Genomic DNA, 26409 nt, shown 5'->3' on the forward strand with positions numbered 1-26409 from the left:
GAAGAAAATATTTCTCGTCATGTCTACATTCATTCTTATAGCCGCGGGAAACGCCAGCGCGCAGGACACGCACCCACAAAAAGCACCGCCGCCCTCAATCACGACCATCTCTGCTCAAAATGAGCACTATCTCCAACAAATGGGCCTGACTCCTACAACCGCCAATAACGCTATGTGGGCCATACAGCATAAGCCACATTCACAATGCGCTTTTCTCGCAAAAACGCTTATTGGGGATTATACCATCAGCCATGTCGCCCCAGATCTCATTGATCCGAATGATGATGGTGAGACGGTGCTTAGAATTGAAAAAAGCCATATGTGCGACCGTGCCAACCTTCAATAAGGTTGGCACTCACTCACAGTGAGGTGGACGAGGCCTCTTGTGTTAAAGAACTACGATGGGTTTTGAGAGCACGCACAAGAAGGCCACGATCCTCCCCCGCAAGAAGGAAAGGATGGTTGCGCTCAGCCCAATAATGACGTTGCGCTTGATCTCGTGGGTTGGCGATAAAGGGCACGCGTGCGGCATCGCACATATCAGCCATTTTTTGAATCATTCGGACAGTTTTGGGATGAAAAGGGTCCGGTCCTAATCCAAGATCAAGCGCGAGATCAACAGCACCTTCTAAAATAGCAGCAATTCCTGGAAGATCCACAATATCGGGAAGAAGATTATAGGCGTCTTGTGTCTCAATCATCACAATCAGGAAGGGGCGCTGATTAACACGTTCTACATAATCATTTAAAGGAAGTGCCCCAAACCTCGTCACACGTCCCCCTGTAATACCACGCGTCCCATGAGGGGGGAAATGCGTAGCTGCAAGCGCACGACGAACACTCGAGAGGTTACGGCATTGCGGGAGCACAATAGCATCAGCACCATGATCAAGCAGCCGACCAATACGTTTCACATCGGCATCAGGAACACGCACCCAAGGTTCAATTCCTGCATGATGGCACAATTCTATAGCCCGTGCGATATCGGTTTCTGTTTGGAGCGTATGTTCCATATCCAAAATAACATAGTCATACCCAGCCGCCGCCATCATCTCACATAGTAAAAGAGACGGAACAGAATTTAATAGCCCTGTTATGGGAGAACCATCATAGGTTTCCTGCAAAACAGAGTGAGAAGACATCATATCTTTTCCTCCCAGATCCGGTCTTTCTGAATAAAATAATGGTGCGGAGGAGGGTGCATTAAGAAATCATGATGCGAAATACTCCACCCATAGGCTCCTGCCATCGGTAGAAGGAACACATCACCAGGGGCCAGAGCCTCTATTGGGACATGACGCGCCAACACGTCTTTTGGCGTGCATAATTGACCAGTTACGGTAACCTGTTGATGCGTTATGTCAGGGGGGCGTGACGCACGCACAACATGGATAGGGTGACTATGGGCTTGAGCGGACGGCAGACGAAAATGATGAGTCCCCCCACGCGCAATAGCAAACCACTCTCCATAACTCTGTTTGAGGTCAATCACTTCCATCGCATAGACCCCACAAAAGGCCGTCATAAAACGCCCCACTTCGAAGCGAAAATGCCGTTCCCTTCGTTCGGTATTTGGGAGATTCTGGAGCATCTGGCAGAAGGAGGGCCAATCAAAATGATGGTGCGGCTCCTGATACGCAACCCCCATACCACCTCCCAAATTAATGATCGGGGCATGAAAAGAAAGGCAATCTTCAAGTTCATTAATATGGCGAAGGAAGCCGCGTAACATGGCTCCATGCTCCGCAGCGTCACATTGATGTGACTGAGCATGAAGGTGCAATCCTTTAAAAGAGAGCCATTTTGAGTTCCGGATAACGGTCAGTGCTTGTTCAAAATGAGCCTCATCAATGCCAAAAGCACTCGGTGTCCCGCTCATAACAAGACGCGTAGCCGCTCCATCACCTCGCGGGAGGTTTAAACGCACCATAATAGGCGCGACACACTGTTTCTTCTCAGCGATGTCATGGATGAGCTCAAGCTCATGCAGGCTCTCAACATGAAGCGCCTCAATAGGCGGGAAGAGCGCCGCTTCCAACTCACTTTCTAACTTCCCAGGCCCGCCAAAGAGTAAACGAGCTTGTGGCTGGTAGCGCCGAATATGAGCCAACTCTCCTCCCGACGCGACTTCAAACCCATCACAAAGAGATGCCAACACGTGTAAGAGAGGTGGTGCGGCATTGGCCTTAACCGCGTAAAAAAGCTCGCAAAAAAGAGGGAGAGCATGCCGCATGGCTTGAACATGCCCAGCCAACGCATCGAGATCATAAAAATAAGCACATATCGGCTCTGATCGCTTGTGCATTTTATGGCGAACATGGCGAATAATCGTCGGTGTTGGCGTTGTATGAAGCGGCATCATGCGGCGTGCCTCACTGGGAAAGGGCTGGCAATGGAGACAATGTCAGCATTCTTATCCGCAACATGATGAAGTCGCGTCAGAAGATTTCCTTTGGCAGAAAGCGGCCGCCCGGCCAGAAGAGCCGACAACCACGCCGTATCGTACCCACGCTGTGTCAGTTGATAATGATGGTGATGAAGAACCTCCTCAACATCAGCCCATAACGTCTTTTCATCCATATCCGCAGCCCAGGCGATATGAAAAAGGGCTTCCGCCAGATGGTTTACAAATAAGCAATATTGAGTGCGATATTGACTTTTTTCATCATCATATAGAAGAGACTCTCGAACATCCAAACTCGTGAGCGAGGTGAGGCTTTCTTCCCAATAGGAGCGAGAAAGCTTTGTCCCCTCCATATCGCGTATCCACACACGGCATGGAAGACCACGATCATCCGTGCCAACAAGAACATTTTGCAAATGAGGTTCCATGATAATGCCATGGATAATATGAGCCTGTAAAATCCCCCCCGCAAGCAGATCAACATAGCGTGTTACCCAACGGCGCGCCGCTTGTTGAAGCGTCACACCTTCTGAGAGGCCCACCTGTTGCAGCAAGGAAAGGCAATAAGGATGCCGATCTAGAGAAGCTGTTGGGGAGAAAAGCGCTAAAGCAACATGAGGCTTCGTCATAAGACGTTCTGATAAAGGAATGGATTTGCGATACAGAATACCAAAGCTTTCTGTGAGATGACGCATCGCCTGAACGTCACCATAGGAAGAAAAATCCAATGTGGTGGCCGAGGGTTCTTCCAGCACAGAAAAACCTGGGATTTCGCGCGAAATCGCCTTGAAATGAGGGCGTAAAATCTCTGTCAGCAAGACAGCACTTTCAAGCTCATACCAAGCATTTTTACGGACACAATTGGTTAAACGCACATGAAAAGAGAATTTTAAATGCTCATCCAATTCCGGGTGACACACCGTGCGAACAGAGGATGTGGAAAAGACCTCTTTCCCTCTCAAACCCACCGGAACAATGACACCCTCTTTTTGAGCCTGCTGAATAACAGGGTCTTGCAGAATACGCTCAACCTCCCAAGGGTGGCAGGGGTAAAGATCATCTTCTTCAGAAAGAAAACGGAGAATAGCGTTCTGATCTTCTCCTTGTTGCTTCACGAGATGGAGCGCAACACGAAACCAAAAGAGAGGAAAATGAGCTCCCGTTTCGGGAGAGGCCTGTAAAAGCGCTTCTTGGGGTACCCCTTGGCGGCTCTTCGGGGTCGGGTGTAGACTATGCCCCCAGACAAGCCCTTGCTCTGACATGATAAGACTATCATCATGAGGATGTCCTTGCCGTTGATCCCATGATGTTAAAAATAATACGATATTAGAATGATTATTATTGAGTTGCTCCAAAAATTCATCATGCGTACCGTGAGGAGCAAGTGTCTGGAGGAGAGCCTGCGCAAGCTCCATTAGGGATAAAACATCCCAATGAAGCTGTTCTTTTCGTTTAAGAAAAACAGGGCTGTTTATATGGCACCGTTTTAATGCGCTGACCCGTTCAACTCCACAACACGCCACTCCATCAGAAAGTGTTAGAAAGAGAAGATAAGGAGCATTACCACGTAACGGAGGTGGAATAATATCTGCCTGTGCAGCCTCTATAATGTTGGCATGATGGGGCCACGCATATTCACGCAAAAAACAATTGACCAAACATTCACTCTCATAGCGTTCTGCCGCAAGAGACATCGGATCAGAAGACGCATTGGGAAGAAACGAAAAGAGATTCATGAAGGTGTCTTTCCTAAATTTTTCAGAGACATTGTGAGCGGGATGGCCATAAGGCTAAGGATGGTGGCCGCACTGAAAGGGGATAAAATCCCTTGAGACTGAACAAAAATACCTGAGCTTATCCCCGCAGTCGCACCGGCCCATTTCCCCGCAGCATCAAAACGACTGAAAGCACGTCCCGCCCGGGAGGGGATGATCATACGGCTCAAACAGACATTCAGTCCCGTAAGCGCCATAACAAGACCCAGCCCCATGATGAGACGGAAAACACTGAGCAAGATGATGAGTTGCCAAGGGGGATAAAGGGGATAGAGCGCAAGGATAACGTGTCCCAAACAGGCTCCACCAAGTGTGAGCAACCCTAAAGGAAGAAGAAAACGGTACGTGCTGTGACGCAGCCAAGGAAGGCCAATCAAACACACAATATGTGGGAGGGCGTAGAGAAGACCCGTTTCTGTGCCCGAACCGATACCAAGCGTGGCACAGTAAGGCATAAAATAAGGGAATGTCAGAACGGGAGCCGCACTCACCACTGCCTGAAGCATCAATAAGGCGGCCCAGTGCTTGACGGTTGTTGGTGGCTGCGTCGTGGATGATAGAGACGCATGATGATCTCCAATAATGGGATCAGCAGGGAGGAAGAACGTGCTCAAAAAAGCAATAAGCGGGAGTAACCCCAACCAAAGATAAAGACGTGTCCCTAAACCAAGATCGAGTAAGCAACCAATGCTTGCAGGAGCCATCACCATCGCCAAACGGGCGGATAATTGGGTCCCCGCTAGAATAGCTTGGATATAAGAACGGTTAATGTGCGTGGTGAGATAGGCATTAGACGCCGCCATCGCCCCACCAAAGAACCCCTGCACCGCAAGCCCAAGGATGAAAACACCCAAATAGGATGTGCTCCCAGCCAGGGCAAACCCCAAAGCAAGGCCAAGATGAGCCCGCTGCAAAGAGCGCTTACGCCCATAATGGTCCGACACCCATCCCCAAAAAGGGGCAGCTAATGCTGTCATGATCGTCGGCAAGCAAAACAACATCCCAATAGCCCAATGGGGTAGAGCAGGATGCAGCATGGGCAAAAAGCGCGGGAGAAAGAGCGGCGCCCCCAAAACCGTAAAAGCCGACAGGAAATGCCCAGCCATAACCAAAAACACAAGGCGATGATGTGAGAGCAAGGGCATCACTAATGGCCTTAACTCTGGCTTTCTTTGAGGAAATTCGGTGCGCTATAGCCGTAAAATTTGTTAATATCGCTCACACCAAGCAATTCCTTAGGGAAGAGACTTCCCGCACTCATCAAATATTTTGCAGGAAGATAATCCGCCTCAAGGAGGAGGGCACGCGCATGCGCGGTGGGCCACCCCTCACGCTCTAACTGACTGAGAGTTATGTGGATTTCATCACGTAAGATACGAAAAAGCTCATGACGTGACACATAACCAGCGCGAGCAATCATCTCGAAAGGTACAGCCAGACAAAGCTGTAGGGTAATCGTGCAAAACATCTCGCCTAATGCACTGTCATTCTCCGCCAGAAGACGTTGGTCACGAAGCGTATCAATTAAAGGCTCCACTTCTGGGCAGGCTTTAAGAAGCTGGTCCGACCAAAGACGCGCGGCATCATTATCTTTCATTAAAAGACGTGGCGCTTCCAAAGCGCTGTATAACAGAACCGCATTCTGTTGATTGCTCTCCAGGGCAATCCCATAGTGAAGCCACAGACGAAGATGCACTGTGAGAAAGAGCTGCGTGTACTGGCGCGCCCATTCCAGCCAGTCACCTCCATGAAACTGCTCAACAACCCACGCCACTAAAAGCCGTCCATCTGCTAATGGGCTTGTCAGCGCCGCAACGGGCACAGGGGTCGTGTGGCTCAGCTGTAATGGGTAATGGCGGACCAAAAAAGCAAGGCTTGGCATATTATGGGCGAAGCCATAGCGGCTTTCATCAACAAGGACGATGTTTTGCCGTAATTCTGGGTTTTGGTCTTGCAAACGTGCCAAAATTTGACTGACCGTATAGCCATCATGGAGCGTTGTCGGCTTGATAAAGCGAATATTACGCGCCCCTAATGTCGCTATTTGTAAGGGGACTTTAATATGCCATGCAGGGTCCGCACACAGCGCAACAGTGCGGACTGAAAGCGTAGGGGTCACTTCTAAAAAAGGACATGGCGCAGGATGAGCCGTTGCAGGCAGGACTTCACTCTCTTCATAGGTCGCCCATGTCAGCGGGTGAACAGGAAAGAGAAAATGCGTCGCCTCAAGTGACTCTGGGAGACCAACATCACGCATACGCGGCCAGAAAGGCGGAACACCCCCTTCTTCGTGACTATTAGACCGTGGGAAAGCGACCCAACGGAGGTAAAATTGAGGACAAAATTCTGGCGCGTAACGCGTAAGATCCTCAGAAGTGAAGCCATTTTTCGCACGGGCTGTCGGATAAAGCGGATGGTCTGTATAGCTGGCGATACGATCAATCCCGAGTAAACGTTGACGCCAATCCGAATGCGTTAAGGCATGGCTTAAACTTGGTAGATGTTTTTGTGCGGCTTCGTAACAATGCTGCGTATGGTTAATCGCACAGCGTATTTCATGACCATAAAGTGCAAAATTCTCCTGAACGAATGGCGAAAGGCCTTCCGAAAGATGCGACAAGAAACTGTCAGCCTCTTGTTCCACGCACAGCTTCCCGTGACGATCTTGCCACCACCAATAAGGCTCATACATACGCCATGTCTGCATGAAATGTTCAGGCACAACATCAAGCCATAATGTCCCACCTGAAAGATGCTGAACACATAAGCGCCAAACCCCATCACGTGGGGAGGGGGAAATATCCCCTTTCGAGACAATCTGACAACAATCTTCCCTCAACGCCGCATCAAGAACACGACGAAGAATGGTAGAAGACGGCCCTTCAAAGGCCTGGAAAGACGTAAGACGAGGTAAAAAACGTCTTCGGAGCGAAGCAAGCGCTTCTGAGGTCGCCGCTGTTAAGGTAAGAATTCCGAGTGTATCTTTGTTTGAATGAGAGAGTTTAATCATCTCCCCTGTTGTTTTAAGGGAATGATAACGCGCCTCACCACCTGGTATTTTCTCGACAAATTCATCAGGAAGCACCATAAGACGCCCCGATTGTTCTGCAAGATGGTAGTAAATTGCACAATGGCGATCTTGAAGATGACGCGGTAAAAGCGGGCCGACAGGCTGGCCTAAATGGAGAGCAATAAGCCCCTCAAACCACGCACCATCGCACAGGCGATCAAGACAAAATTCACGACCATCCCCAACCGAGCGGTAATTAATCTCGACAAGAACAGGCCCTGAGAGTGTCGCAATAAATTCGCTATGACACACACCCAACCCAATACCAATTTTACGCAGTTGCTCGAGCGCTTTATGGCGATGATGACGGCTAACAGGGCCATTCCATAGAGCTGAACGTTCAATAAAATAAGGCGGGGGCGACAAGGTTACATCAAACCCACCAATAGCGTGTAAGTCCTGACCATCGCCCCATGTTTCGATCGTGAAAAGAGGGCCTTGAAGATACGCTTCTAACTGTAATGTTTGGGGACGACGCTGGATCATATCGTCTCGAAAAGCAATTAGCTCATCCACGGTCTCACAAAAACGTACATCAAGACTAGCAACCCCTTCAACGGGTTTCGCAACAATAGGGAAGGGGATATTCTCCGGCAGAGGGTCATGCGTCGCTAAGGTATAGAACCAAGGCGTTGGAAGGCCCATTTTACGTAAATATTTCCGGGTTTCTCCCTTATGTTTTGCAATAAGACAAAGGCGCCAATCTTTCCCCGGAAGACCGAACCTAGCCGCAACAAGCGCTGTGCTGGTTTGGAGATGATCGCTATTTGATAAAACACCACGAGGCTGAATATGCTGGTCACTCAATGTGCGAATAACGGCCAGTGGATTAAAAACATCACAGCCTATAACCGTTGCGTCCTTAGGGGAGAGGGAACGCTGATACGCCGCAGGGTGATCTGTCAGAATGACAGGATGAAGACCAAATTTTCGGCAAACAGGGACAAGGCCTTGCGTTACAACAGGGTGCATCACATGAGCAAGAATGGTTAGAATCTCGTGCGATGAGGACATAAGAAAGCCTCTGATAAAGAAGGGCTGTTATCACGTTAATAATAATGCGAATCATTATCATTAACGCCATTAAAGACAACATCCTTTTTTTAGCAAGCGTAAATTTATGCTTAAGACGCAACATAAGATCAGGATTACCGATAAGATCTAAAAAAATCAGATTGCATTGTTGCGAATCATTATAAATTTCATCTAACTGAAAAACTTCGTTCCTCTTTCGTGATGAGGGACCTTTAAACAAGACGATAAAAATGACAGGGTTCTGCCAGGTATGATACTCTTCCATCACCCAAGGGGATTAAGCCGTTTTTCTTTACTGGCAGGCACAACCCTTCTCCTCATACCGTTTTATAGTGCTTTCGCTGAAAGTAAAAAAACTCATCCTACATCCATCAAACAACCATCCAGCAAGGTAGAAAATATCGTCGTACAAGGAAGCGTCATTGGCCAAGCCACACGCGATGCTGTGCGTCATTATGCGGGTGGACGCAGCGTCATTAGCCGTCAGCAATTGCGCGAAGGGGCTATCCGCTCATTGGATGATGCCTTGCAGCGTTCTCCCAGTGTGAAGATTTTTGATGAGACCGGGACGGGAGCTTTGCCTCAAATCATGATGCGTGGCTTATATGAAAGCCGCAGTGGCCGTGTCCAAGTGCTGGAAGATGGCATTCCACTCGCTCTCGCACCTTACGGCCAGACCAGTATCTCTCTTTTCCCCATGACGATGGATATGGTGGACCATATTGATATCGTTCGCGGTGGGGCCGCAGTACAATATGGCCCCAACAATATGGGTGGGGTGATTAATATTGTAAGCCGTCCTATTCCTAAAAAATGGACAACCAGCATTGGAGAACGCCTTCAAGTGGCAGGGAATAATGGCCACTCGCTTTTTAATGAAGATTTCAGCACAGGTGGGCATATAACAGAACGTTTTTCAGCCCAATTAGACGCTAATTTTCAAGACGGCCATCAATTCCGAGATTCCAACAGCCATACAGATGTTCACAATGTTCGCCTACGCACACGTTATGACATCACCGATGATGACCGCATTCTGACAGATTACGCCAATTATGCGATCAATACAGGGTTACCCGGCGCTTTAACCCCCGATCAATATCGCGAAGACCGCTATAAAGCGACCCGACCACTCGATCAGGTCAAAGGATCAACTAACCGTGGATCACTGATTGCACAGCATGATTTCCACAAATGGGCTTTTTTAACGGGTGGACAAGCAACCATCACCTTCTTTGCCGATGAAGCAAAACGTAACTATACCAGCGGCATGGGCAGGACATCCGCCACAACGTGGGATTCCGGCTTAGCCCCACAAATGATGCAAACCGCCCCACGAAATTTCACCGTTTATGGTGTTCAGCCCCAAGTGGCTCTACGAACAAAGCAATGGGGTATTTCTCACGAAGTTAGTATAGGCGCCCGAGGGGTCTTTGAAACAATTGATTATAAGGTCAATCGACGTAATCCCATTCACTCTCCTATGAAAGTCTTCCGTGATTGGAAGTTCAACAACAAAGCTTGGTCCACTTTCATTAGCGATAAAATGGGCTTCTTTCATGACAATTTGACCATTACCCCAGGTTTCCGCTTCGAGCATGTTGATGAAGCCTATACAGATCGCCGCACACATACACGTACAGGAAATGGCAATCGCGACATTCTTCCTGGTGTTACATTAGGCTATAGCATCCACAAAACAGGCTATATCTTCTTTGACGCGCAAAAATCAATGCGGCCACCACAATCCACAGAGATTGTGTATGGGAATAGATTACGGTCTGAAAAAGCATGGAATTATGAGACAGGAGGGCGGTGGTTCCCTACAAACCGCACAACATTGGGCGTCACATTCTACCGGATCGATTTCCAAAACCAAATCAATTATGACAGCACCATGGTCAATCCCTTGGGGACAGCCGGCGGCTATGTCAATTTAGGCGCAACACGCTATCAAGGCATTGAACTTACCGCTGAATGGTCGCCTAAATTCGTTCCAGGCCTTACCTTAAGTGGAAATTATTCCTTTCTCGATGCACGCCAAAAAGACGGTGCTCATGCCGGAAGGCGGGTTCCTTATACGTCCAAACATCAAATTACCGGAGATGTTCGCTATAAAAGGGGCAATACGATCTTCGATTTCAGCGGCTATTATTTCTCACAATCTTTTACAGACGCTGCCAATACCTCACAGGAAAGCCCCACTGGGTCTGTCGGGCGTGTGCCAGGTTATGTGGTGTTTAATACGCAAATCACCCACACATTCTATAAAAATCATAATGGCGTAAAGCTGGATGGTTCACTCGCCATTATGAATATGGGCAATGAGCACTATTATTTCAGAGGGATGGATACAAGCCCTTGGGGACGCGAACCAGCACCAGGGAGAACCTTCCAAATCGCCTCAAAAGTCACATTTTAGGGTAGGGGAGAGCGACATCTGATACGCCTCAACTAAATGATCGAAACAATGTTGATATTTTTCTGACATGAGAGCGATTTAACCATGGGCCCATGATGATCCGCACCTGTAACAATAACGACACGTTTACAAAAATGCGTAACAAGAAAATTTATAATATTATCGGATAGTTTCATGTCTCTTTCTGTATAGAAATCAGAGAGCTTCTGATATTCGGTTCCTGCGGTAAGTTTTTTAAATACGGCATAATATGATGCCGCAACGCGATCATAAGAACCATCCATCATCTGAGGCAGCGTTGCTCTTTGAGCTATCGCTAACTGTTCTCTTGAAAGTTTTTGAGACTGCAAAAGTAGAGGATTTGTCTTAAAATAACTGTCCACAGAGCGTTCAAGAATTTTAATCTCACTTCTTTTTCTCCACCAATCATCGGGGACAGGACGTCCTGCAAGATCATCCCCCAACCAGTCAAACCCAAAAACATGTGGCGCATAATGATGAAACAACTCGATCATTTCCTGGGGATAATTATCGCCAAGGTAATGATCCCCTAAAGCCAAATCCTCTTGCCTTATTTCCACCCCAACGAATTGCGGACGAAAATTGTCAACAGCGCGATATAAATCATCATAAGTATAATGTTTATTGACTCGATGAAAATGGTGCAAAGACGGAATAACAAGCACATCCGTTTTGTGTACCGCCTCCTGTGCCCAAAGAGACGATGGCGTGCTTACCGCAAGAGCCATCCCCATGAAATGTCGTCTATCAATATTGAGCATCACTATTGTACTTTCGTATGCGACGTATCACGGAAAATTCCTATTTTTTACTCTTCACAAAACACGAGTAGATATACCTACAGACAAAATATCTCATTCCTTTACAGAAACAAGAGAACTCCTAAATTTTTATAATAATCTCTATTGTTCATTGGAGACCTTCTGCAAAAAATCCTGCGCTTGAGTATCACCTTGACCGGCAGATTTTATCATATATTCAATCGCTTTTTCATTGTCTTGTGTTACTCCCCAGCCGAATTCATACATTAATCCTAGCTGATATTGAGCTTTTGCAGATCCAGCACTTGCCGCTTTTTGATAATAGCCAAAAGCTGCCCCATAATCCTTCTGCAGGCCTAAACCCATTTCATACATAGACCCCAACTGATATTGGGCTTCTTCATCTCCGTTATCTGCGGCTTTCTGATAATATTCAGCCGCTTTCTGGTAGTCTTTTGGGAAACCTTTACCCCATAAATACATGGAGCCTATTTGATATAATGCCTTTTTATAGCCACCAGCGGCAGCTTTTTGATAATATTCAAAGGCTTTCCCATAATCATTAGGAACACCTAAACCCGCCGCATACAAACTCCCAATATTATACCATGCCCCAGCCTCTCCATTTTGTCCCGCTTGTTGATAATACTCGAATGCTTTTTTGTAATCCTTTGAGACACCTAGGCCCGATGTATACATCCATCCTAGCGTAGCTTGCGCTGTCGCATAGTTTTGATCAGCAGATTTTTTCAAATATTCAATAGCTTTCTCATAATTCTTGGGGACACTAATACCATTTAAATAAAGCAATCCCAATAAATATTGCGCTTTTGGGTACCCCTGATTGGCTAATTTTTCAATATTTTCTCTTTTTTCATTCGTAATGATGGAAGAAGGATTGTCCTTATTCACAGAAGGTTCGCTCTTTGCCGAAACCAACGAAACTCCAAGAATAAGCAAACCAGTAGCAATATGTTTGTTCATCTTCATCATCCCATCTTAATAAGATGTCTTTGTGCCAACCTTATCTGTAGATGGGTTCCGGTTGCCTCGCACGCTCCAATTATCTTGTTTGGTAGAGTCTGGATTTGTCGCATGATATCCTCTCACATAGGTGCCATCTCTGCGAGTATATCCTGATGTATAATGCTCACCAGCATATGAACGATAGGAATAAGCGCGAGGGGATGAGGAGCGATATGCTCTTGAGGTGTGACTATGTAATGAATAATGGCCCGGCCGTCTTCCTCGCGCTGAAGCATGGGTCATAGCCGATGAGAACAGCGCAACAATCATGATGGAAGAAATAACAATCCCAATAAATCGGCTCATCATTTATATTACCTTTTATATTTAATCATGAATATAGACAGTTAATTACGGCTCCTTAAAGTAATTTATTTCATAAACTCATGTTTTTTCCACTCACATCAAAATAACATGCCTTCATAAGATTTATGACAATGGCTGTTTTATCCCTCGGCAGAGCAGAAAAAGTATCGGGCAGAAACACAGCATCACACCCCAAATGCCGGAAGAACTCCCTGTCCTATCGTGAAGAAGGCCGCCAAAATAGGGCATACAGGCTGCAATAATATACCCACCACCTTGAACAAACCCAATAAGGCGCGCCATGTCTCCCGCATTCTTTGAATAATCTGCCGTAATAACAAGGCTCAAAGGGAAAAGAGCTCCAACCCCAAGCCCCAAAAGCACGACTGTTGCCCCATACCATGCCGGAAGCACCAACATCGTGATAATTCCGACAGCAAGAACCATTGTGGATATAACAAACAGTGGGCGTCTGTCCCGAAACTTTCCAAGTGCGAGAGAAACAATAAAGCCTGCCACAACCTCTATCGCTGTCAAAGTTGCTAAGAGATACCCTGCCTTACTTTCTGGCCATCCCTGTCTGACATAAAAGGTAGGAAGCCAAGCCAATATCAATGTATATGCAGCTGTTCCAATCCCGAAGATGGTCATTAACCGCCACGAATACCCATCAATGGGGCTCTTCGGAGCATTATCGGAAGCCTCTTGAACATTCTGTATCCTCAAATAAGGCACAGAAAACCATACACATAAAGCGATGAGCGAAAGCCATCCCCATGATGAAAGAGCATGGCGCCATCCACTCCATTGGGTGAGGGGGCTCGCCAACGCAGCCGATAAGGCCGCACCCATCATAATACTCGTGCTATAAAGGCTCATAACAACACTGCTAGAGCGCCTAAATTGAGTTCTAATGAAAACGGGGATTAAGATTTGCTCAAGTGCCACCCCAATACCACATAGGAAAGCTGTTGCGATAAGACTATCACCATTTCCATCAATCCCTCGCAGGAATAAGCCTCCACTAATACAGATTAAACCGATGATAATTCCTTTATTCGTCCCCAGGACATGTTGAATTTTGCCACCAGCAAGAGAGAGAATACCCATTAAGACGATAGGAATGGTCGAGAGCAGCCCAACTTGCTGATCACTCATGGCTAAGCTACGTTTAATCTCCACAACCAACGGTGAGATAGAGGCCAAACATGGTCTCAAATTGAGGCCTGCTGCAATGACGTCACGCCTTCGTCGTCTTGCCGATGCGGGTTTTATCGAGCGCTTCCAAAATCCAGCCGATAAACGAGGCTATTATGTGCGCCTCACAGAGAAGGGAAGAAAAGTGATGAAAGACATTATACCCCTTCACATCGACAATGAACGTCAATTATTATTAGCCTTATCCCAGGAGGATCAACACACGCTCAACAGGCTATTGAAACGCCTAACGAACCATTGGGCATAGAAAGGTCTCTGCCGCTGCCTAATGTAGTTACTCGACTATCAAAGATATCCCTCTCTCCATAAAATAGAGATAGTATAAAATATTAGTATAAACATTGGTTGCGCCAAGGTGGATCATGGATCAACTCAATGAGACACAAGATAACGTCTGACCATGATATAATGCTGTTCTTCCATTAGAAGAATACGTCGTCCGTGACTTCACTCATATCTCTATATTAATCACCAATAATGAATTTATGCTTTAATTGACCGTATAAAAATGTCCATAAATTATACGAAAGTATCGTATAGAATTATTATCGATATCGAAATATAAATAAGACAATTTTACAAACAGGAACCCTTAATATGACGATCGATCGAATAAAAAGTGATGTGATAATATGTTGCGTCGGGTCATTTATTAATATTATTGCCATGACGGTCATCATGCCTTTTCTCCCTGAATTTATCTCCACTATGGGGCATTCAGGCGGTATCTCGGTCTTGGTCTGGTCGTCTCTTTGTTACTCGGCCACATTTCTCACCGCAGCGCTTCTCGCTCCCTTATGGGGGAGGCTTTCGGACCATTATGGATCACGCCTTAATCTTATTCGGGCAAGCATCGGGATGCTCATCAGCATGACGCTGACGAGCTTTGCCCAGACACCGCTTGAACTTTTCATATGCCGTGCATTGGTCGGTGTTGCAGGGGGATATACGTCCGGTGCAGCCATTTTAATTGCCAAACGAACAGGCGGAAGAGGCGGCCTCTCACAAGGGGTTCTCTCATCAAGCATTTTACTGGGGAGTTTGATCGGCCCACCCGCAGGCAGTTGGCTTGCCTTAAAGGTCGGCATGGCGGGATCGTTAAGAATAGCCGCCTTGATGATTTTCTTTAATTGTGTTGCGACCTATTTTCTCGCCAAGGATACAACCATCTCCTCGCGTAAAAAGACGCGTTCAACGGCTAATACAGCTGATCTCTCCTTTTCAATTGTTTATCTGACGGTCATCGCTGTTGTGATGGCCGCCAGTATCTCATTAGAACCGATGATCAGCACATATGTAAAACTTTACAGCCATACACAGAATGTTCTTCAAGGCGCAGGTTTGGCACTTTCAGCCATTGCCGTAGCAAGCATTATATCCGCAACCTTATTGGGCTATCTTGGTGACAAGATAGGGTATAAAATTGTCATCATTATCAGCCTCATGGCAGGGGCTTTTGTTTTGATTTTACACGCCTTCGCCCAGTCCGTATGGCAAATTGTAGCGGTTCGCTTTGCCTTAGGGCTCGCCCTGGGCGGCATTATTCCATGCGTTCGCGCTTATATAAAGTCAGTCGCTAAACCTGACCATATAGGGGCTCTTATTGGTTTAACGACATCGGCTCAATATGTTGGTCAAGTCGTCGGCCCTGTCAGCGCTGGCTTTATCGCCGCTCAATGGACTCTTAATATCGTTTTTTATAGCACGAGCCTCTGCGTCTTGGCCGCCGCTTTGTTCGTTTGTTTTAGTCAAACAGAAAGATCTGATACAATAACTCATGAACAATAGAGAAGGGACTTCCCACATTCTCGATCTGTCCAGGAGATAGAGACATGCTATCCATCAACACTATTCTGTCATCAGTTCCCTTATTTCTTCTCCTACTATGCTCACCCTCTCTAGCGCACGCATCCAATGGCCCAAGTGGAGCGTTAAATCGTGGTGCTCTTCGAGGGCAAAATGGTGGTTATCTCGGCCAAATCGATCGTTCCGGCACTGTGACAGGGCAGAATGGCGGCTATCTCGGCCAGATCAATCGCTCTGGCACTGTGACAGGACAAAACGGCGGCTACCTCGGTCAGATCAACCGCTCTGGCACTGTGACAGGACAAAACGGCGGCTACCTCGGTCAGATCAACCGCTCTGGCACTATGAGAGGGCAGAATGGCGGTTATCTCGGCCAGATCGACCATTCCGGCACTGTGAGAGGACGAAATGGTGGCTATCTCGGCCATATTGACAGTGCGGGAAATGTGAGGGGACAAAATGGCGCGTATCTAGGCCACGTCCCCCCAGGGAATAACGCCGCTGGATATGGATTGATAACCCATCAGTTCCAGTAACCGCTTATAGGATTATGATGCCGACGCCGTGTGCCACTCACGGCGCTCTTGCTCTGTGAGTGGAAGCGCAACCGTCTCCCCATTACGAAAGGATGTTTCTCCCGCTTCAATAACGGCCATTACTGCCAAGGCCTCTATGGGGCGGACTGGGTTTTCTTCTCGCTGCGCTAACGCGGCCGCAAGATGGGTATAATAACGCCGCTGATCCCCCTTAAGGGCGGTTTCACGTGTTACAGGCTGATCTTTCTTGTAAATCACGAGGGGATCAGGATCGTCTCCCCATCCGACTGCACCTGGTGTCATCCCTTTAAGAAGTTGAGGCTCTTGTTGGTCCGGCTCTTGCTTGACAAGACTTCCTTCCGTGCCATGAACCACAAACCGTGCAGACCCACCTAATGTCAGCTTACTGCTTTGCAAAATGACGCGCTTCTCACCATAGGAAAGGATCGCATGCGCCCAATCTGGCGTTACAGAATGGGCACGTTGTTTCGCAAGCGAGAGCGTGACATTATCCGGTAAACCAAAAAGTTGGAGCACTTGGTCAATCAGATGAGGGCCAAGGTCAAACCATACACCGCTTCCGGGTAAATTTTCTTCGCGCCAACGTTGCCGAACCTGAGGAGAAAACCGATCTATCTTTGACTCAAAATGCGTCACCTCACCAACAAGGTTCTGCTGAAGAGCCTGTTTAATTGTAAGATAATCACTATCCCAACGGCGGTTCTGGAACACACTTAACAGGCGCTTTGTCTCACGAGCGGCAGATAACAGCTCGCGGGCTTCCTTAAGATCTAAGGTAAATGGTTTATCGACAACAACATGCTTTCCCTTGCGCATGGCTTCTTTTGCCAGCGGCGCATGCGTCACATTGGGCGTTGCCAACACAACAAGGTCAATCGTTTCATCGTCAATCAACCGCTCCGGCGTGTCATAAACCGTCACATGCGGCAAATCCGCATGCACTTTAGAGGCATCACGCGAAGACACAGCCACTAATTGCAATTCAGGCACAGATTGGATCAAGGGAGCATGAAAGGTTTTTCCAACAAAACCATATCCAATAAGCCCTACACGAAAATGAGATGTCATCATGGAACCAGTCATCTATGTGTCGATTAAAGCTGAGAACCTATACCATGCCGATAAAAGATGGCTTATCTAACCTTTAATTTAATCCTGATCATTCAGATGATACCACACCACACCTGAATGGCCCTTATAAGCTCAATAATTACGTCTAATATTTTTGTCTAAACCACCTTGAAAAAGGGAGAAATCTACCAAAATATATCTTGTTGGTCGCCTGGTGAGGGGCCAGCAATTCGACACGTCTTGTGTCCATGTTGCTCAGTGAAGGAGGATATGGTTATGAGAAGTACCGTTGATTTTTCTCCCTTATTTCGGTCGAGCGTAGGGTTTGAGCGTATCTTAAATGCTCTAGAAGGGTCTAATCGCCTTCAAGCAGAAGATAATTGGCCGCCTTACGATATTATGAAAACCGGTGAGGATGATTACCGGATCGAGATGGCTATTGCTGGGTTTAAGGAGAGTGACCTTACCCTTGTGCAAGAAAGAAACGTGCTCGTGGTTGCAGGACGCAAGACCGGAGAACCACAGGAAAACGTTGAATATCTACATCGCGGTATAGCGGGGCGTGAGTTTGAACGGCGCTTTAACTTGGCCGATCATATGAAGGTAATACGTGCCTGTTTCGAAAACGGTCTGCTCACGATTACCTTAAAACGTGAAATTCCAGAAGCGATGAAGCCACGGCATATTGAGATTATGTCGGCTCAAGCGCCTTCTCGATCTGACACGGCGAAAATTGAAGCAAAAGAAAAGGCCGGTTAGGCTTTAAGAATTGAGGAAGTATGGAGCTCGGTTTGTCTCAATAGACAAGCCGGGTTACCTATGCCGTGTTTGTTCCATAGCTCCAGCCCACAGAGCTGTGCTTCATATGCTCCCACTTTTGAACGGACCAGAAGCGCCATTGATCTTGACCTGCTGTCACTCCGCACGAGTGAGGCCATTCAACGCGTTTTCAGACAATCCCTTATAACGCAAACTATGCAATAGAGCTGAATAAAGCGAGACGTCAGCATACACACCATAAGGATATAACGCGTGCTATAGGTGGAGCCACCGAAATACCCTAAACTGTTCCCATCAAGGCAGAAGGAAACATCAATATGCACGACATCATGTGTCCACACTGTAAAAAAGCCTTCAAAATTGATGAAGCTGGGTATGCAGATATTCTTAAGCAAGTGCGTGATAGCGAGTTCGAGCAGCAGTTAGAAGAACGGTTGAGATCTGCGGAGAAGGACAAAAAAAACGCACTCGACCTAATGGAAATGAAAATTACCAGCGAAGTTCAGAGAATTGCGTCTGAAAAAAATGCTGAAATTCAAGAATTACAATCAAAGCTTCACGGCAGCGAAACTGAGAAAAAATTGGCCGTCAATGAGGCATTAAGTAAAATAGAAAGAGATCGGGATGCCCTGAAGGTGGCCTTGGAAAGAGCCGAACGAGAGAAAGACATTGCCTCTCAATTGGCCGAAGCGAAGCGTCAAAAAGATGTGCAACAAGAAGCCACGATGAAGGACGCCGAGATCTCACGTTTGCAAATCATACTCAAAACCGCAAAACTTGAAAAAGAATTGGCGGAAAGTGCGCTAAAAGATAAGTACGAGACTCAGATTAAAGATCGCAATGAGATTATCGAACGACTGCGTGATATGAAGGCACGATTATCGACCAAGATGATTGGTGAAAGCCTCGAACAACATTGCGAGACTGAGTTCAACCGCCTTCGCGCAACGGCTTTTCCTCAAGCTTACTTTGAAAAAGATAATGACGCACGCACTGGTAGCAAAGGGGACTATATCTTTCGCGATAGTGATGCTTCGGGTACCGAGATCGTCTCCATCATGTTTGAAATGAAAAATGAAAGTGACGAAACCGCCACGAAGAAGAAAAATGAGGATTTCCTCAAAGAACTTGATAAGGATCGCCGTGAGAAGGGATGTGAATACGCCGTGCTCGTCTCTCTGCTTGAACCAGAAAGCGAGCTCTATAATTCAGGCATCGTGGATATGTTCCATCGTTATCCAAAAATGTATGTCGTGCGGCCCCAATTCTTTATTCCCATCATTACGCTATTACGTAATGCCGCCATGAAATCTCTTCATTACAAATCAGAATTAGCGTTAGTGAGAGCACAAAATGTGGATATTACTAACTTCGAAACGAAACTTGATGAGTTCAAAAATGCTTTTGGGCGCAACTGGCGCCTCGCTTCTGATGGGTTTGAAGAAGCCATCAAACGTATAGATGAGGCCATAAAAGATTTGGAAAGAACAAAATCAGCCTTACACAAATCTGCAAATAATCTCCGAATTGCGAATGACAAAGCGGATGACCTCACCATTAAAAAGCTAACGCGAGGTAATCCCACAATGTCATCTAAATTCGCTGAATTAAAGCATCAGAACAATAAGGAAACGGAATAGATTATATTCTTAGCGTGTCTAATCTGAGGGGATAGAGCCAAGTTTGCCGCTCTATATAAACCAGGCTACTTATCCTATAGCTATGACTCGAAGAGAGCAGGGGCCGTTATAATCATGCGTCAACATTGGCGTTGATAAAGAAAGGCATTGTCCGGCTGTGGCATACCAAGTGCTTTATAGAAAGACACAGCCCCTGGAGAAGCAAGCAGGAGACACATTGTTTCCGGCCCCGCATGCTCTCGTGTCGCTTCAATCAATCTTTTACCAATCCCTTGGCCTTGATAATGTATATCAACGGCAAGATCAGAGAGATAACAGCAATAAGAGAAGTCTGTAATTGATCGTGCAACACCAATGATTTTCCCTTGATGCGTAGCACTAATGAGTAAGTCCGAATTTTTAATCATTCGTTCAAGACGTTCAACATCATCCACAGGCCGTCGAGCTCCCAACCCTGATGCTATAAGCACGGACTGAAAATCAGCAACATTCACATTAGTTACACGTTTGATTTCAATATTCATTGTTATTCCAATATGGTTAGATTTTTCTCTAAGAGTTAACTCTGCCTTCTTGAGGATTATTTGACAATCATGAGTGACCTAAATCAGGGCGTTTATATATCAACAAAGCTCCTAAATACTTATAGACACCCAACCAAAACATTTAAATTTTCCTATGACGAACCTCAATAACCGTTCTCTTGTGAGAGATCTCCTCTATCATTCGATCGAGTTTTTCAGTGTTTTTGTCATCCAAATTGGCATCCCATTCATCTAAAAGAATGTATTTAATGCTCGGATCTTCCAATAATACATATAGTTCTCTTCTTTTTCGTTCCCCTGTTGATAAGCCATGGTCACTTTCTAGAGCTACAAGAACATCAGACGTAGCGGGGAGGTAAAAAGCATCAGAGCCCAAATAATCCTTCAATTTTAGCAAGAGCGTTGTTTTCCCTGCTCCATTTTGGCCTTTTATAAGATATCTTCCCACACTACCTTTTTTTATGAGAGTAGCGATCTCTAAAAAAATATTCTTTAACGAAATGGATTCTTGATTAAAATAAATGTGAATCAGATTATACGATATATTGTTTTCAGGATATTTTTCATGATCAAAAAACGTCTTTAAAACCGTAAGTCTACCAATATACTTACTTGATGCGAAAATAAGCCCAGAAAAATCAACAAGCATTGTCAATAATTGAAAAATTCTAGGAGATGAAGCGAATAGAACACCCAAATAGGCAATATGACCTCTATGCGTAAATATAAGATATGTCATTGCCAACGTCGTAGGAAGCAAACTGATCATCGCCATTGAACAACCAGAAAATCCTCTAAAAATTTCTTCTTTTTTAAAAAGGACAAGAAGTTTCTCAAACTTTGCTTCAAATAAGTCTAACCAAAATGTATTTGAAAGACGATTGCCAAGCGTTATATGAGGCCAAATTGTGAAAGCATGTGCCGTTAAATCGACACGCGCCTTTTCCGTTAAGGTTGTTCTGTATTTCGCCAATCCAGAAAAATAGACATTAAATAAAACACACCCTAGTAAACTCACACTATACGATAATGCGATTAAAGGAGAGACAACAACAGCAACCGCTATCATCGTCATGATGGAATTAAGGCCACGTCCTAAAAAATTTTGGATGTACAAACACCCATCTATAATCAGAGAAGGACCCGTATTTGCAAATATGGCAGATTTTGACTTTCCAATGTCTATTCTGCTGAAATCTTTTGCTGTGTAAGGGGAATAAGGGATGGCACTCCTTTGGAAGGAACCAATAAGATCTATCGCCCAAACATCAAAAAAATAACGTGAAATAAATCCAGGAATATACGGAAAAACTAACGCAACAATGTACGCTTCAAACCAGAACAAGACATTAGAAGAACCAAGAGTTAACTCTGAAACAGATTTTTCAAGAAAAAATACGGACAAAGCGACAACAATTTGTTGTACAAACAAGCTGATAAGCCCTATTAAAAAATTCTTATTTTTAATAGAAGCCCTTTTATAGAGGGTTTTCCCATCGAGAATAGTCATTGTCATTCCAAATAAACGATTTTTATATGAGAATTTCTCTCAAATAAGAGAAATTCCTATCAATTCATTTGAAAATGATCTCTAAACCGGCGTAAAAACAACCTCAGATGACGTCGCTAACACTATCAAACAGCCGGTAATATTCTGCGTTTCTTCAATAAGTTTTGGGGCGAGGGAATACCCCTTGGCCCTTACAGCACAACTCCATAAATTTCCGATAATTATAGAGCTGCCTTCAGACATCACGTCCCCTCATAATGGCGTTGCATCGCCAATTGTTACTCTTTCAAAAAGAAATTATTCTGTCAATAATGATCCGACATGTATGTTTTTATGCTAGCCCTACAAGTTACAACCACTCTATGAATGAAGCACTGCGCGTTATCATCCAATTTCCAATTTAAAAGTAAGAAACAGAGCGCAGGACCCTGGAGAAGTAAGCATCCTCATCCCATGACGAACTCAGATCAACCTCCTCAGGATACAGCACATGATCCCCGTTGGGCGAGGATCATAACTCGCGATAAAAGAGCGGATGGCTCGTTGTGGTACTCTGTTTCCACAACCGGTGTATATTGCCGTCCATCTTGTCCTTCCCGCATGGCTAACCCTAAAAACGTCACCTTGCATGATACGTTAGAAAGCGCACAAGCAACGGGATGTCGCCCCTGCAAGAGATGCCATCCCAATGGATGTTCACCCGATGCGATCACTATAGCTCTTATCGAACAAGCCTGTCGTCAGATCGAAACATCAGAAGAAATACCCTCACTACAAGCGCTTGCGGCGTCAGTTAGACGCAGCCCAAGCCATTTCCATCGCCTCTTCAAAGCCCAAACAGGCCTTACGCCAAAAGCCTATGCCAATGCGCATCGTGCGCGTAAAGTTCGCGATGGTTTAAGCCATGGTGCTAAAATAACTGACATTCTCTATGAGGCAGGCTTCAATTCCAACGGCCGTTTCTATGGCCAATCCTCCGCCATGTTAGGCATGACGCCAAACCATTATAAAAAGGGCGGTCTGAATGAAGTCCTTCATTTTGCCGTCGCTCAATGCTCACTCGGTGCCATTCTCGTTGCCTCAAGCGAAAGAGGAGTAGCATCAATCTTGCTTGGCGATGATCCAGAGAGACTTGTACGAGACCTTCAAGATCAATTCCCCAAAGCAGAACTGATCGGCGCTCATGCGGACTACGAGCAGAAAGTCGCCCACGTCATCGGCTTTATCGAGGCACCTAATACAGGACTCAATCTGCCGCTTGATGTACGCGGAACCGCCTTTCAGCAACGTGTCTGGCAAGCCTTACGTGATATCCCTGCAGGGAAAACAGAGAGTTATGCGGATATTGCTCGAAGGATCGGCCAGCCCACAGCCACACGTGCCGTTGCTGGGGCCTGTGCGGCTAATCCGATCGCTGTCGCAATCCCATGCCATCGTGTCATTCGCCAGGATGGCTCTTTGTCTGGTTATCGATGGGGGGTTGAACGCAAGCGTCATCTCTTATTACGCGAGGCTAAAACTATAGAAGAAACAAACTCATGACCGATAATACTCTGTCCTCACATATTGATGCGTATGATTGGCCTGCATTCTCTGACGACATTAATCGGGAAGGGTGGGTTATTCTGCCCAATCTCTTTATGCCGCATGAATGCCAGGCTCTGATAGACCTCTATGGACCAACAGACACCTTTCGTAGCCATGTTCGTATGGCTCATCATGGCTTTGGGCGTGGTGAATATCGCTATTTTTCCTATCCGCTCCCCCCATTGGTTGAAACCGCAAGGCGTGCGCTTTACGCACATCTCGCGCCCATTGCTAATAGCTGGAACGACCGTATGGGGATTAAGGCACATTTCCCCAGAGACCATGCGGCATTTCTGGACCGCTGCCATGAGGCGGGCCAACCTAAACCAACACCTTTGCTGCTAAAATACAAACAAGGGGACTATAATTGCCTGCATCAAGATCTCTACGGAGAGCATGTTTTCCCGCTTCAGGTGGCCGCGCTCCTTTCTGAGCCTGGTGAAGATTTTACGGGTGGTGAGTTCATATTGACTGAGCAAAGACCCCGCATGCAATCACGAGCCAGTGTTGTCTCTCTTAAAAAGGGAGATGGTGTTTTGTTTGCCGTTAATGACCGTCCACATCGAGGCCCCAGAGGCGATTATCGTGTTAAAATGCGGCACGGCGTCAGCACAATACGTTCTGGATCGCGCCACACAGTGGGACTTATCTTTCATGATGCAGCCTGATCTCTTTGCTGATGAAAGACGCACCCTTCCACTTGGACCTGACGCCGCCCTTTTAGGAGGGTTCGCCACGGAAAGCGCTGAGGCCCTTATCAGCCATATTCAACACATAACCGCCTCTTCTCCATTCCGCCATATGGAGACACGCAGCGGGAAGCGTATGTCCGTCGCCATGTCCAACTGTGGCTCTTTAGGGTGGGTGTCGGATCGCTCAGGATATCGCTATGACGCTTTAGACCCCCTAACAGGGAATCCCTGGCCACACATGCCGCGTTTATTTCGTGAGCTCGCTGAACATGCGGCACGTAGCATCGGGTTTCACAATTTCACGCCAGAGGCCTGTTTGATCAATCAATACCGTCCAGGGGCACGACTATCTCTCCATCAGGACATGGATGAACAAGACCGCACAGCACCTATCGTGTCCGTCTCCCTCGGTCTACCGGCGACATTCCTATGGGGCGGGCACCATCGCGCATGCCGGCCGAAAAGATATTCTCTGATCCATGGTGATGTTGTCGTGTGGGGAGGGGCCTCTCGCATGATTTTTCACGGCATTGATGTTCTAAAAGAGGGGAAACATCCTCTTACGGAAGATGTTCGGTTTAACCTCACATTCCGGAAAGTAAGATGAACAATCACCCATATCGTTGCGCCTGGGCACAGACCGACCCCATAATGCGTGACTATCATGATAAGGAATGGGGCATACCCATTCGAGACAGTCGTACACTCTGGGAAAAGCTCATTCTTGATGGCTTCCAGGCGGGATTATCCTGGCGTATCATTTTGTTAAAGCGCGAAGCATTCCGCGAGGCTTTTGACGGTTTCATCCCTGAAAAAATCGCACGTTACGGAGAAGATGATATCAAGCGGTTGCTTGGAAACCCCAATATTGTTCGCTCATCTGCCAAAATACGCGCAGCCATCAAAAATGCAAACGCCTATCTCGCCATGCAAGAACATGGTGAAGACTTCGCATCATTTATTTGGAATGAAGTCGGCAATAATCCCCTCAAAGGAGACGGCACAGGATCGACCACACGCTCCCCTTTGGGCGACAGGCTTTCAGCCGCCTTGAAGAAACGCGGCTTTAGCTTCGTCGGGCCCATTATCGTTCACGCCTGGTTGCAAGCTACCGGCGTGATCAATGACCATGAAGATCGTTGTTTTCGTTCCGACTCCCTTATAAAAGGAAACTTCATTACAATCTTCTGAAAAGACACGCAAAGAAGCGTCTTACCCCTTAATGAGGCTGATCATCTTTGATACCGCCACTTCTGCTTCGGGGGAAGGGAAGACAGCCCAAATATGGCACTGTTCAGGAAATTCAAAGTAATTTACAGGAATATTCTCATCTTCAAGTCGAGCAACTAATTTGCGACTATCAACAATGAAAATATCGTTCGTGCCCTGAAAAATGGAAATCAATGGAAGTTTCTCAAAATTTCCATATTTCGGGCTAACTTTTGGGTTTTTAGGGCTTAGATCACCCGCATAGGCAAGACCAGCTTGCACAAGGCCACGCGACCCCAATAGATGATCACGGTCCTCAACAGCATCAATCTCCAAGTCGTTGAGTGTGACATCCAACCATGGAGATAAAACAATTACTTCCTTAGGAAGAGGTTTATTCTCATCACGCAATTTCTGAACCAAGCCGAGGCTCATGCCACCGCCAGCAGAATCTCCCATCACAACAATATCATGATGCGCGTAACGACGAACAGTTTGGTCATAGGCTTCTTCAACGACCGCATAGGCCTCAAGACATTTTGCCTTTGGCGCCAAAGGGTAGTCTGGAACAACAAGAATTGCATGCGTTTCGCGGCATAAATTTTCCAAAAAATCCCAATGTGGACCACTAATATTCAGCAGGTAACCACCACCATGAATATAGAAAATAACTTTATCCGAAGGATGTTCCTTAGGCGTAAAACACCATACATTTCTGCCTTGTATGTGGTCCGTAGTCAGATCACAAAAATCCGTTAAACTATCTGAAATGGCCGCAGGCACCGTAATATCATCTGTTCCGGCTATCTTTTTGAGAAAATCTGAATCAGCATTATTTGAAACAATGGCAGAGAATAAACCTTTGGCACCCATTTCAAATAATTTTCCCTGGAATTCACGAGATTCCTGGCTTACTTCCGCATCATGAATATAGCGAATGCCGCGATGACTCATCTTTATTTCTTTCTGTATCT

Annotated in this window: 24 protein-coding genes; 11 read left to right on the forward strand and 13 right to left on the reverse strand. The window is 46.3% G+C overall.

Features of this window, described 5'->3' with window-relative positions; translation table 11 throughout:
• Nucleotides 1–19: 19 nt before the first annotated feature.
• Nucleotides 20–346 carry a hypothetical protein gene (locus GS501_RS04995; protein WP_160830786.1) on the forward strand — a complete coding sequence of 109 codons (327 nt, stop codon included), beginning with the start codon at nucleotides 20–22 and terminating at the stop codon, nucleotides 344–346.
• Between the two features lie 13 nt (nucleotides 347–359).
• Here GS501_RS04995 and GS501_RS05000 read toward each other — a convergent pair whose 3' ends face one another.
• From GS501_RS05000 to GS501_RS05020, 5 genes are read right to left on the reverse strand one after another with little or no spacing between them, the layout of a single operon-like run.
• Complete coding sequence (locus tag GS501_RS05000; RefSeq protein WP_202405321.1) at nucleotides 360–1145, reverse strand: HpcH/HpaI aldolase/citrate lyase family protein; 786 nt, start codon at nucleotides 1143–1145, stop codon at nucleotides 360–362.
• Nucleotides 1142–2362, reverse strand: a complete 1221-nt coding sequence (locus GS501_RS05005) for a type III PLP-dependent enzyme (protein WP_202405322.1) — start codon at nucleotides 2360–2362, stop codon at nucleotides 1142–1144. The genes GS501_RS05000 and GS501_RS05005 overlap by 4 nt, the downstream gene beginning before the upstream one ends.
• Complete coding sequence (locus GS501_RS05010; RefSeq protein ID WP_160830787.1) at nucleotides 2359–4140, reverse strand: IucA/IucC family siderophore biosynthesis protein; 1782 nt, start codon at nucleotides 4138–4140, stop codon at nucleotides 2359–2361. Before GS501_RS05010 ends, GS501_RS05005 begins: the two co-directional genes overlap by 4 nt.
• Entirely contained in the window at nucleotides 4137–5324 is a 1188-nt protein-coding gene (locus tag GS501_RS05015) for an MFS transporter (protein WP_160830788.1), read from the reverse strand. The genes GS501_RS05010 and GS501_RS05015 overlap by 4 nt, the downstream gene beginning before the upstream one ends.
• An 11-nt stretch (nucleotides 5325–5335) precedes the next feature.
• Complete coding sequence (locus GS501_RS05020; protein ID WP_160830789.1) at nucleotides 5336–8263, reverse strand: IucA/IucC family protein; 2928 nt, start codon at nucleotides 8261–8263, stop codon at nucleotides 5336–5338.
• Nucleotides 8264–8534: 271 nt separating this feature from the next.
• Here GS501_RS05020 and GS501_RS05025 point away from each other — a divergent pair, with 271 nt between their 5' ends.
• On the forward strand, nucleotides 8535–10706 hold the full coding sequence (locus GS501_RS05025) for a TonB-dependent receptor domain-containing protein (protein ID WP_160830790.1): 2172 nt from the start codon (nucleotides 8535–8537) through the stop codon (nucleotides 10704–10706).
• 32 nt (nucleotides 10707–10738) lie between these two features.
• Here GS501_RS05025 and GS501_RS05030 read toward each other — a convergent pair whose 3' ends face one another.
• The 4 genes from GS501_RS05030 to GS501_RS05045 form a co-directional block, all read right to left on the reverse strand.
• Complete coding sequence (locus tag GS501_RS05030) at nucleotides 10739–11488, reverse strand: hypothetical protein (protein WP_160830791.1); 750 nt, start codon at nucleotides 11486–11488, stop codon at nucleotides 10739–10741.
• Nucleotides 11489–11629: 141 nt separating this feature from the next.
• The gene (locus GS501_RS05035) at nucleotides 11630–12472 is read right to left on the reverse strand and encodes a tetratricopeptide repeat protein (RefSeq protein ID WP_160830792.1); all 843 of its coding nucleotides are present in this window, start codon (nucleotides 12470–12472) and stop codon (nucleotides 11630–11632) included.
• Between the two features lie 15 nt (nucleotides 12473–12487).
• Nucleotides 12488–12823 (reverse strand): hypothetical protein, encoded by a 336-nt coding sequence (locus GS501_RS05040; protein ID WP_202405323.1) that lies wholly within the window; start codon nucleotides 12821–12823, stop codon nucleotides 12488–12490.
• Nucleotides 12824–12943: 120 nt separating this feature from the next.
• Entirely contained in the window at nucleotides 12944–13978 is a 1035-nt protein-coding gene (locus GS501_RS05045) for a CynX/NimT family MFS transporter (RefSeq protein ID WP_237442433.1), read from the reverse strand.
• Here GS501_RS05045 and GS501_RS05050 point away from each other — a divergent pair.
• From GS501_RS05050 to GS501_RS05060, 3 genes are all read left to right on the forward strand, one after another.
• On the forward strand, nucleotides 13977–14285 hold the full coding sequence (locus tag GS501_RS05050) for a MarR family winged helix-turn-helix transcriptional regulator (RefSeq protein ID WP_237442434.1): 309 nt from the start codon (nucleotides 13977–13979) through the stop codon (nucleotides 14283–14285). The two genes, GS501_RS05045 and GS501_RS05050, sit on opposite strands and share 2 nt — an antisense overlap.
• 350 nt (nucleotides 14286–14635) lie before the next feature.
• Entirely contained in the window at nucleotides 14636–15826 is a 1191-nt protein-coding gene (locus GS501_RS05055; protein ID WP_160830795.1) for an MFS transporter, read from the forward strand.
• Nucleotides 15827–15870: 44 nt separating this feature from the next.
• Nucleotides 15871–16380 (forward strand): hypothetical protein, encoded by a 510-nt coding sequence (locus GS501_RS05060; RefSeq protein WP_160830796.1) that lies wholly within the window; start codon nucleotides 15871–15873, stop codon nucleotides 16378–16380.
• Between the two features lie 12 nt (nucleotides 16381–16392).
• Here the strand turns inward: GS501_RS05060 and GS501_RS05065 are convergent, their stop codons facing one another.
• Entirely contained in the window at nucleotides 16393–17472 is a 1080-nt protein-coding gene (locus GS501_RS05065; protein WP_202405324.1) for an oxidoreductase, read from the reverse strand.
• A gap of 276 nt (nucleotides 17473–17748) precedes the next feature.
• On the opposite strand from GS501_RS05065, the gene GS501_RS05070 reads away from it, so the two are divergent.
• Both GS501_RS05070 and GS501_RS05075 read left to right on the forward strand, forming a co-directional pair.
• Nucleotides 17749–18231 (forward strand): Hsp20 family protein, encoded by a 483-nt coding sequence (locus tag GS501_RS05070; RefSeq protein WP_160830797.1) that lies wholly within the window; start codon nucleotides 17749–17751, stop codon nucleotides 18229–18231.
• A gap of 338 nt (nucleotides 18232–18569) precedes the next feature.
• Entirely contained in the window at nucleotides 18570–19892 is a 1323-nt protein-coding gene (locus GS501_RS05075; RefSeq protein ID WP_160830798.1) for a DUF2130 domain-containing protein, read from the forward strand.
• A 119-nt stretch (nucleotides 19893–20011) separates the two neighbouring features.
• Here the strand turns inward: GS501_RS05075 and GS501_RS05080 are convergent, their stop codons facing one another.
• On the reverse strand, nucleotides 20012–20416 hold the full coding sequence (locus GS501_RS05080; RefSeq protein ID WP_160830799.1) for a GNAT family N-acetyltransferase: 405 nt from the start codon (nucleotides 20414–20416) through the stop codon (nucleotides 20012–20014).
• A gap of 142 nt (nucleotides 20417–20558) precedes the next feature.
• Nucleotides 20559–21953, reverse strand: coding sequence for an ABC transporter ATP-binding protein (locus GS501_RS05085; protein WP_160830800.1), 1395 nt, complete (start codon nucleotides 21951–21953; stop codon nucleotides 20559–20561).
• A gap of 447 nt (nucleotides 21954–22400) precedes the next feature.
• Here GS501_RS05085 and ada point away from each other — a divergent pair, with 447 nt between their 5' ends.
• The 4 genes from ada to GS501_RS05105 are packed head-to-tail and all read left to right on the forward strand — an operon-like array spanning nucleotide 22401 to nucleotide 25417.
• Nucleotides 22401–23489 carry a bifunctional DNA-binding transcriptional regulator/O6-methylguanine-DNA methyltransferase Ada gene (gene ada, locus GS501_RS05090; RefSeq protein WP_160830801.1) on the forward strand — a complete coding sequence of 363 codons (1089 nt, stop codon included), beginning with the start codon at nucleotides 22401–22403 and terminating at the stop codon, nucleotides 23487–23489.
• Nucleotides 23486–24202: a 2OG-Fe(II) oxygenase gene (locus GS501_RS05095; protein ID WP_160830802.1), complete on the forward strand. Its 717-nt coding sequence runs from the start codon at nucleotides 23486–23488 to the stop codon at nucleotides 24200–24202. Before ada ends, GS501_RS05095 begins: the two co-directional genes overlap by 4 nt.
• The gene (gene alkB, locus GS501_RS05100; RefSeq protein WP_160830803.1) at nucleotides 24189–24833 is read left to right on the forward strand and encodes a DNA oxidative demethylase AlkB; all 645 of its coding nucleotides are present in this window, start codon (nucleotides 24189–24191) and stop codon (nucleotides 24831–24833) included. The genes GS501_RS05095 and alkB overlap by 14 nt, the downstream gene beginning before the upstream one ends.
• Nucleotides 24830–25417 (forward strand): DNA-3-methyladenine glycosylase I, encoded by a 588-nt coding sequence (locus GS501_RS05105; RefSeq protein WP_160830804.1) that lies wholly within the window; start codon nucleotides 24830–24832, stop codon nucleotides 25415–25417. The genes alkB and GS501_RS05105 overlap by 4 nt, the downstream gene beginning before the upstream one ends.
• 21 nt (nucleotides 25418–25438) lie before the next feature.
• On the opposite strand, the gene GS501_RS05110 is transcribed toward GS501_RS05105, so the two are convergent.
• On the reverse strand, nucleotides 25439–26389 hold the full coding sequence (locus tag GS501_RS05110) for an alpha/beta hydrolase (protein ID WP_160830805.1): 951 nt from the start codon (nucleotides 26387–26389) through the stop codon (nucleotides 25439–25441).
• Nucleotides 26390–26409 lie beyond the last annotated feature (20 nt).

Source organism: Saccharibacter sp. 17.LH.SD (assembly GCF_009834805.1).
Classification (GTDB): domain Bacteria; phylum Pseudomonadota; class Alphaproteobacteria; order Acetobacterales; family Acetobacteraceae; genus Saccharibacter.

Excerpts from the sequence above, each read along its gene's own strand:
- GS501_RS05065 (WP_202405324.1), bottom strand. The coding sequence starts at position 17,472 with ATGATGACATCTCATTTTCGTGTAGGGCTTATTGGATATGGTTTTGTT.
- alkB (WP_160830803.1), top strand. The coding sequence starts at position 24,189 with ATGATGCAGCCTGATCTCTTTGCTGATGAAAGACGCACCCTTCCACTT.
- GS501_RS05040 (WP_202405323.1), bottom strand. The coding sequence starts at position 12,823 with ATGATGAGCCGATTTATTGGGATTGTTATTTCTTCCATCATGATTGTT.
- GS501_RS05055 (WP_160830795.1), top strand. The coding sequence starts at position 14,636 with ATGACGATCGATCGAATAAAAAGTGATGTGATAATATGTTGCGTCGGG.
- GS501_RS05080 (WP_160830799.1), bottom strand. The coding sequence starts at position 20,416 with ATGAATATTGAAATCAAACGTGTAACTAATGTGAATGTTGCTGATTTT.
- GS501_RS05030 (WP_160830791.1), bottom strand. The coding sequence starts at position 11,488 with ATGCTCAATATTGATAGACGACATTTCATGGGGATGGCTCTTGCGGTA.
- ada (WP_160830801.1), top strand. The coding sequence starts at position 22,401 with ATGACGAACTCAGATCAACCTCCTCAGGATACAGCACATGATCCCCGT.
- GS501_RS05025 (WP_160830790.1), top strand. The coding sequence starts at position 8,535 with ATGATACTCTTCCATCACCCAAGGGGATTAAGCCGTTTTTCTTTACTG.
- GS501_RS05020 (WP_160830789.1), bottom strand. The coding sequence starts at position 8,263 with ATGTCCTCATCGCACGAGATTCTAACCATTCTTGCTCATGTGATGCAC.
- GS501_RS05045 (WP_237442433.1), bottom strand. The coding sequence starts at position 13,978 with ATGAGTGATCAGCAAGTTGGGCTGCTCTCGACCATTCCTATCGTCTTA.
- GS501_RS05035 (WP_160830792.1), bottom strand. The coding sequence starts at position 12,472 with ATGAACAAACATATTGCTACTGGTTTGCTTATTCTTGGAGTTTCGTTG.
- GS501_RS05085 (WP_160830800.1), bottom strand. The coding sequence starts at position 21,953 with ATGACAATGACTATTCTCGATGGGAAAACCCTCTATAAAAGGGCTTCT.
- GS501_RS05110 (WP_160830805.1), bottom strand. The coding sequence starts at position 26,389 with ATGAGTCATCGCGGCATTCGCTATATTCATGATGCGGAAGTAAGCCAG.
- GS501_RS05010 (WP_160830787.1), bottom strand. The coding sequence starts at position 4,140 with ATGAATCTCTTTTCGTTTCTTCCCAATGCGTCTTCTGATCCGATGTCT.
- GS501_RS05075 (WP_160830798.1), top strand. The coding sequence starts at position 18,570 with ATGCACGACATCATGTGTCCACACTGTAAAAAAGCCTTCAAAATTGAT.
- GS501_RS05070 (WP_160830797.1), top strand. The coding sequence starts at position 17,749 with ATGAGAAGTACCGTTGATTTTTCTCCCTTATTTCGGTCGAGCGTAGGG.
- GS501_RS04995 (WP_160830786.1), top strand. The coding sequence starts at position 20 with ATGTCTACATTCATTCTTATAGCCGCGGGAAACGCCAGCGCGCAGGAC.
- GS501_RS05060 (WP_160830796.1), top strand. The coding sequence starts at position 15,871 with ATGCTATCCATCAACACTATTCTGTCATCAGTTCCCTTATTTCTTCTC.
- GS501_RS05095 (WP_160830802.1), top strand. The coding sequence starts at position 23,486 with ATGACCGATAATACTCTGTCCTCACATATTGATGCGTATGATTGGCCT.
- GS501_RS05050 (WP_237442434.1), top strand. The coding sequence starts at position 13,977 with ATGGCTAAGCTACGTTTAATCTCCACAACCAACGGTGAGATAGAGGCC.
- GS501_RS05005 (WP_202405322.1), bottom strand. The coding sequence starts at position 2,362 with ATGATGCCGCTTCATACAACGCCAACACCGACGATTATTCGCCATGTT.
- GS501_RS05105 (WP_160830804.1), top strand. The coding sequence starts at position 24,830 with ATGAACAATCACCCATATCGTTGCGCCTGGGCACAGACCGACCCCATA.
- GS501_RS05015 (WP_160830788.1), bottom strand. The coding sequence starts at position 5,324 with ATGCCCTTGCTCTCACATCATCGCCTTGTGTTTTTGGTTATGGCTGGG.
- GS501_RS05000 (WP_202405321.1), bottom strand. The coding sequence starts at position 1,145 with ATGATGTCTTCTCACTCTGTTTTGCAGGAAACCTATGATGGTTCTCCC.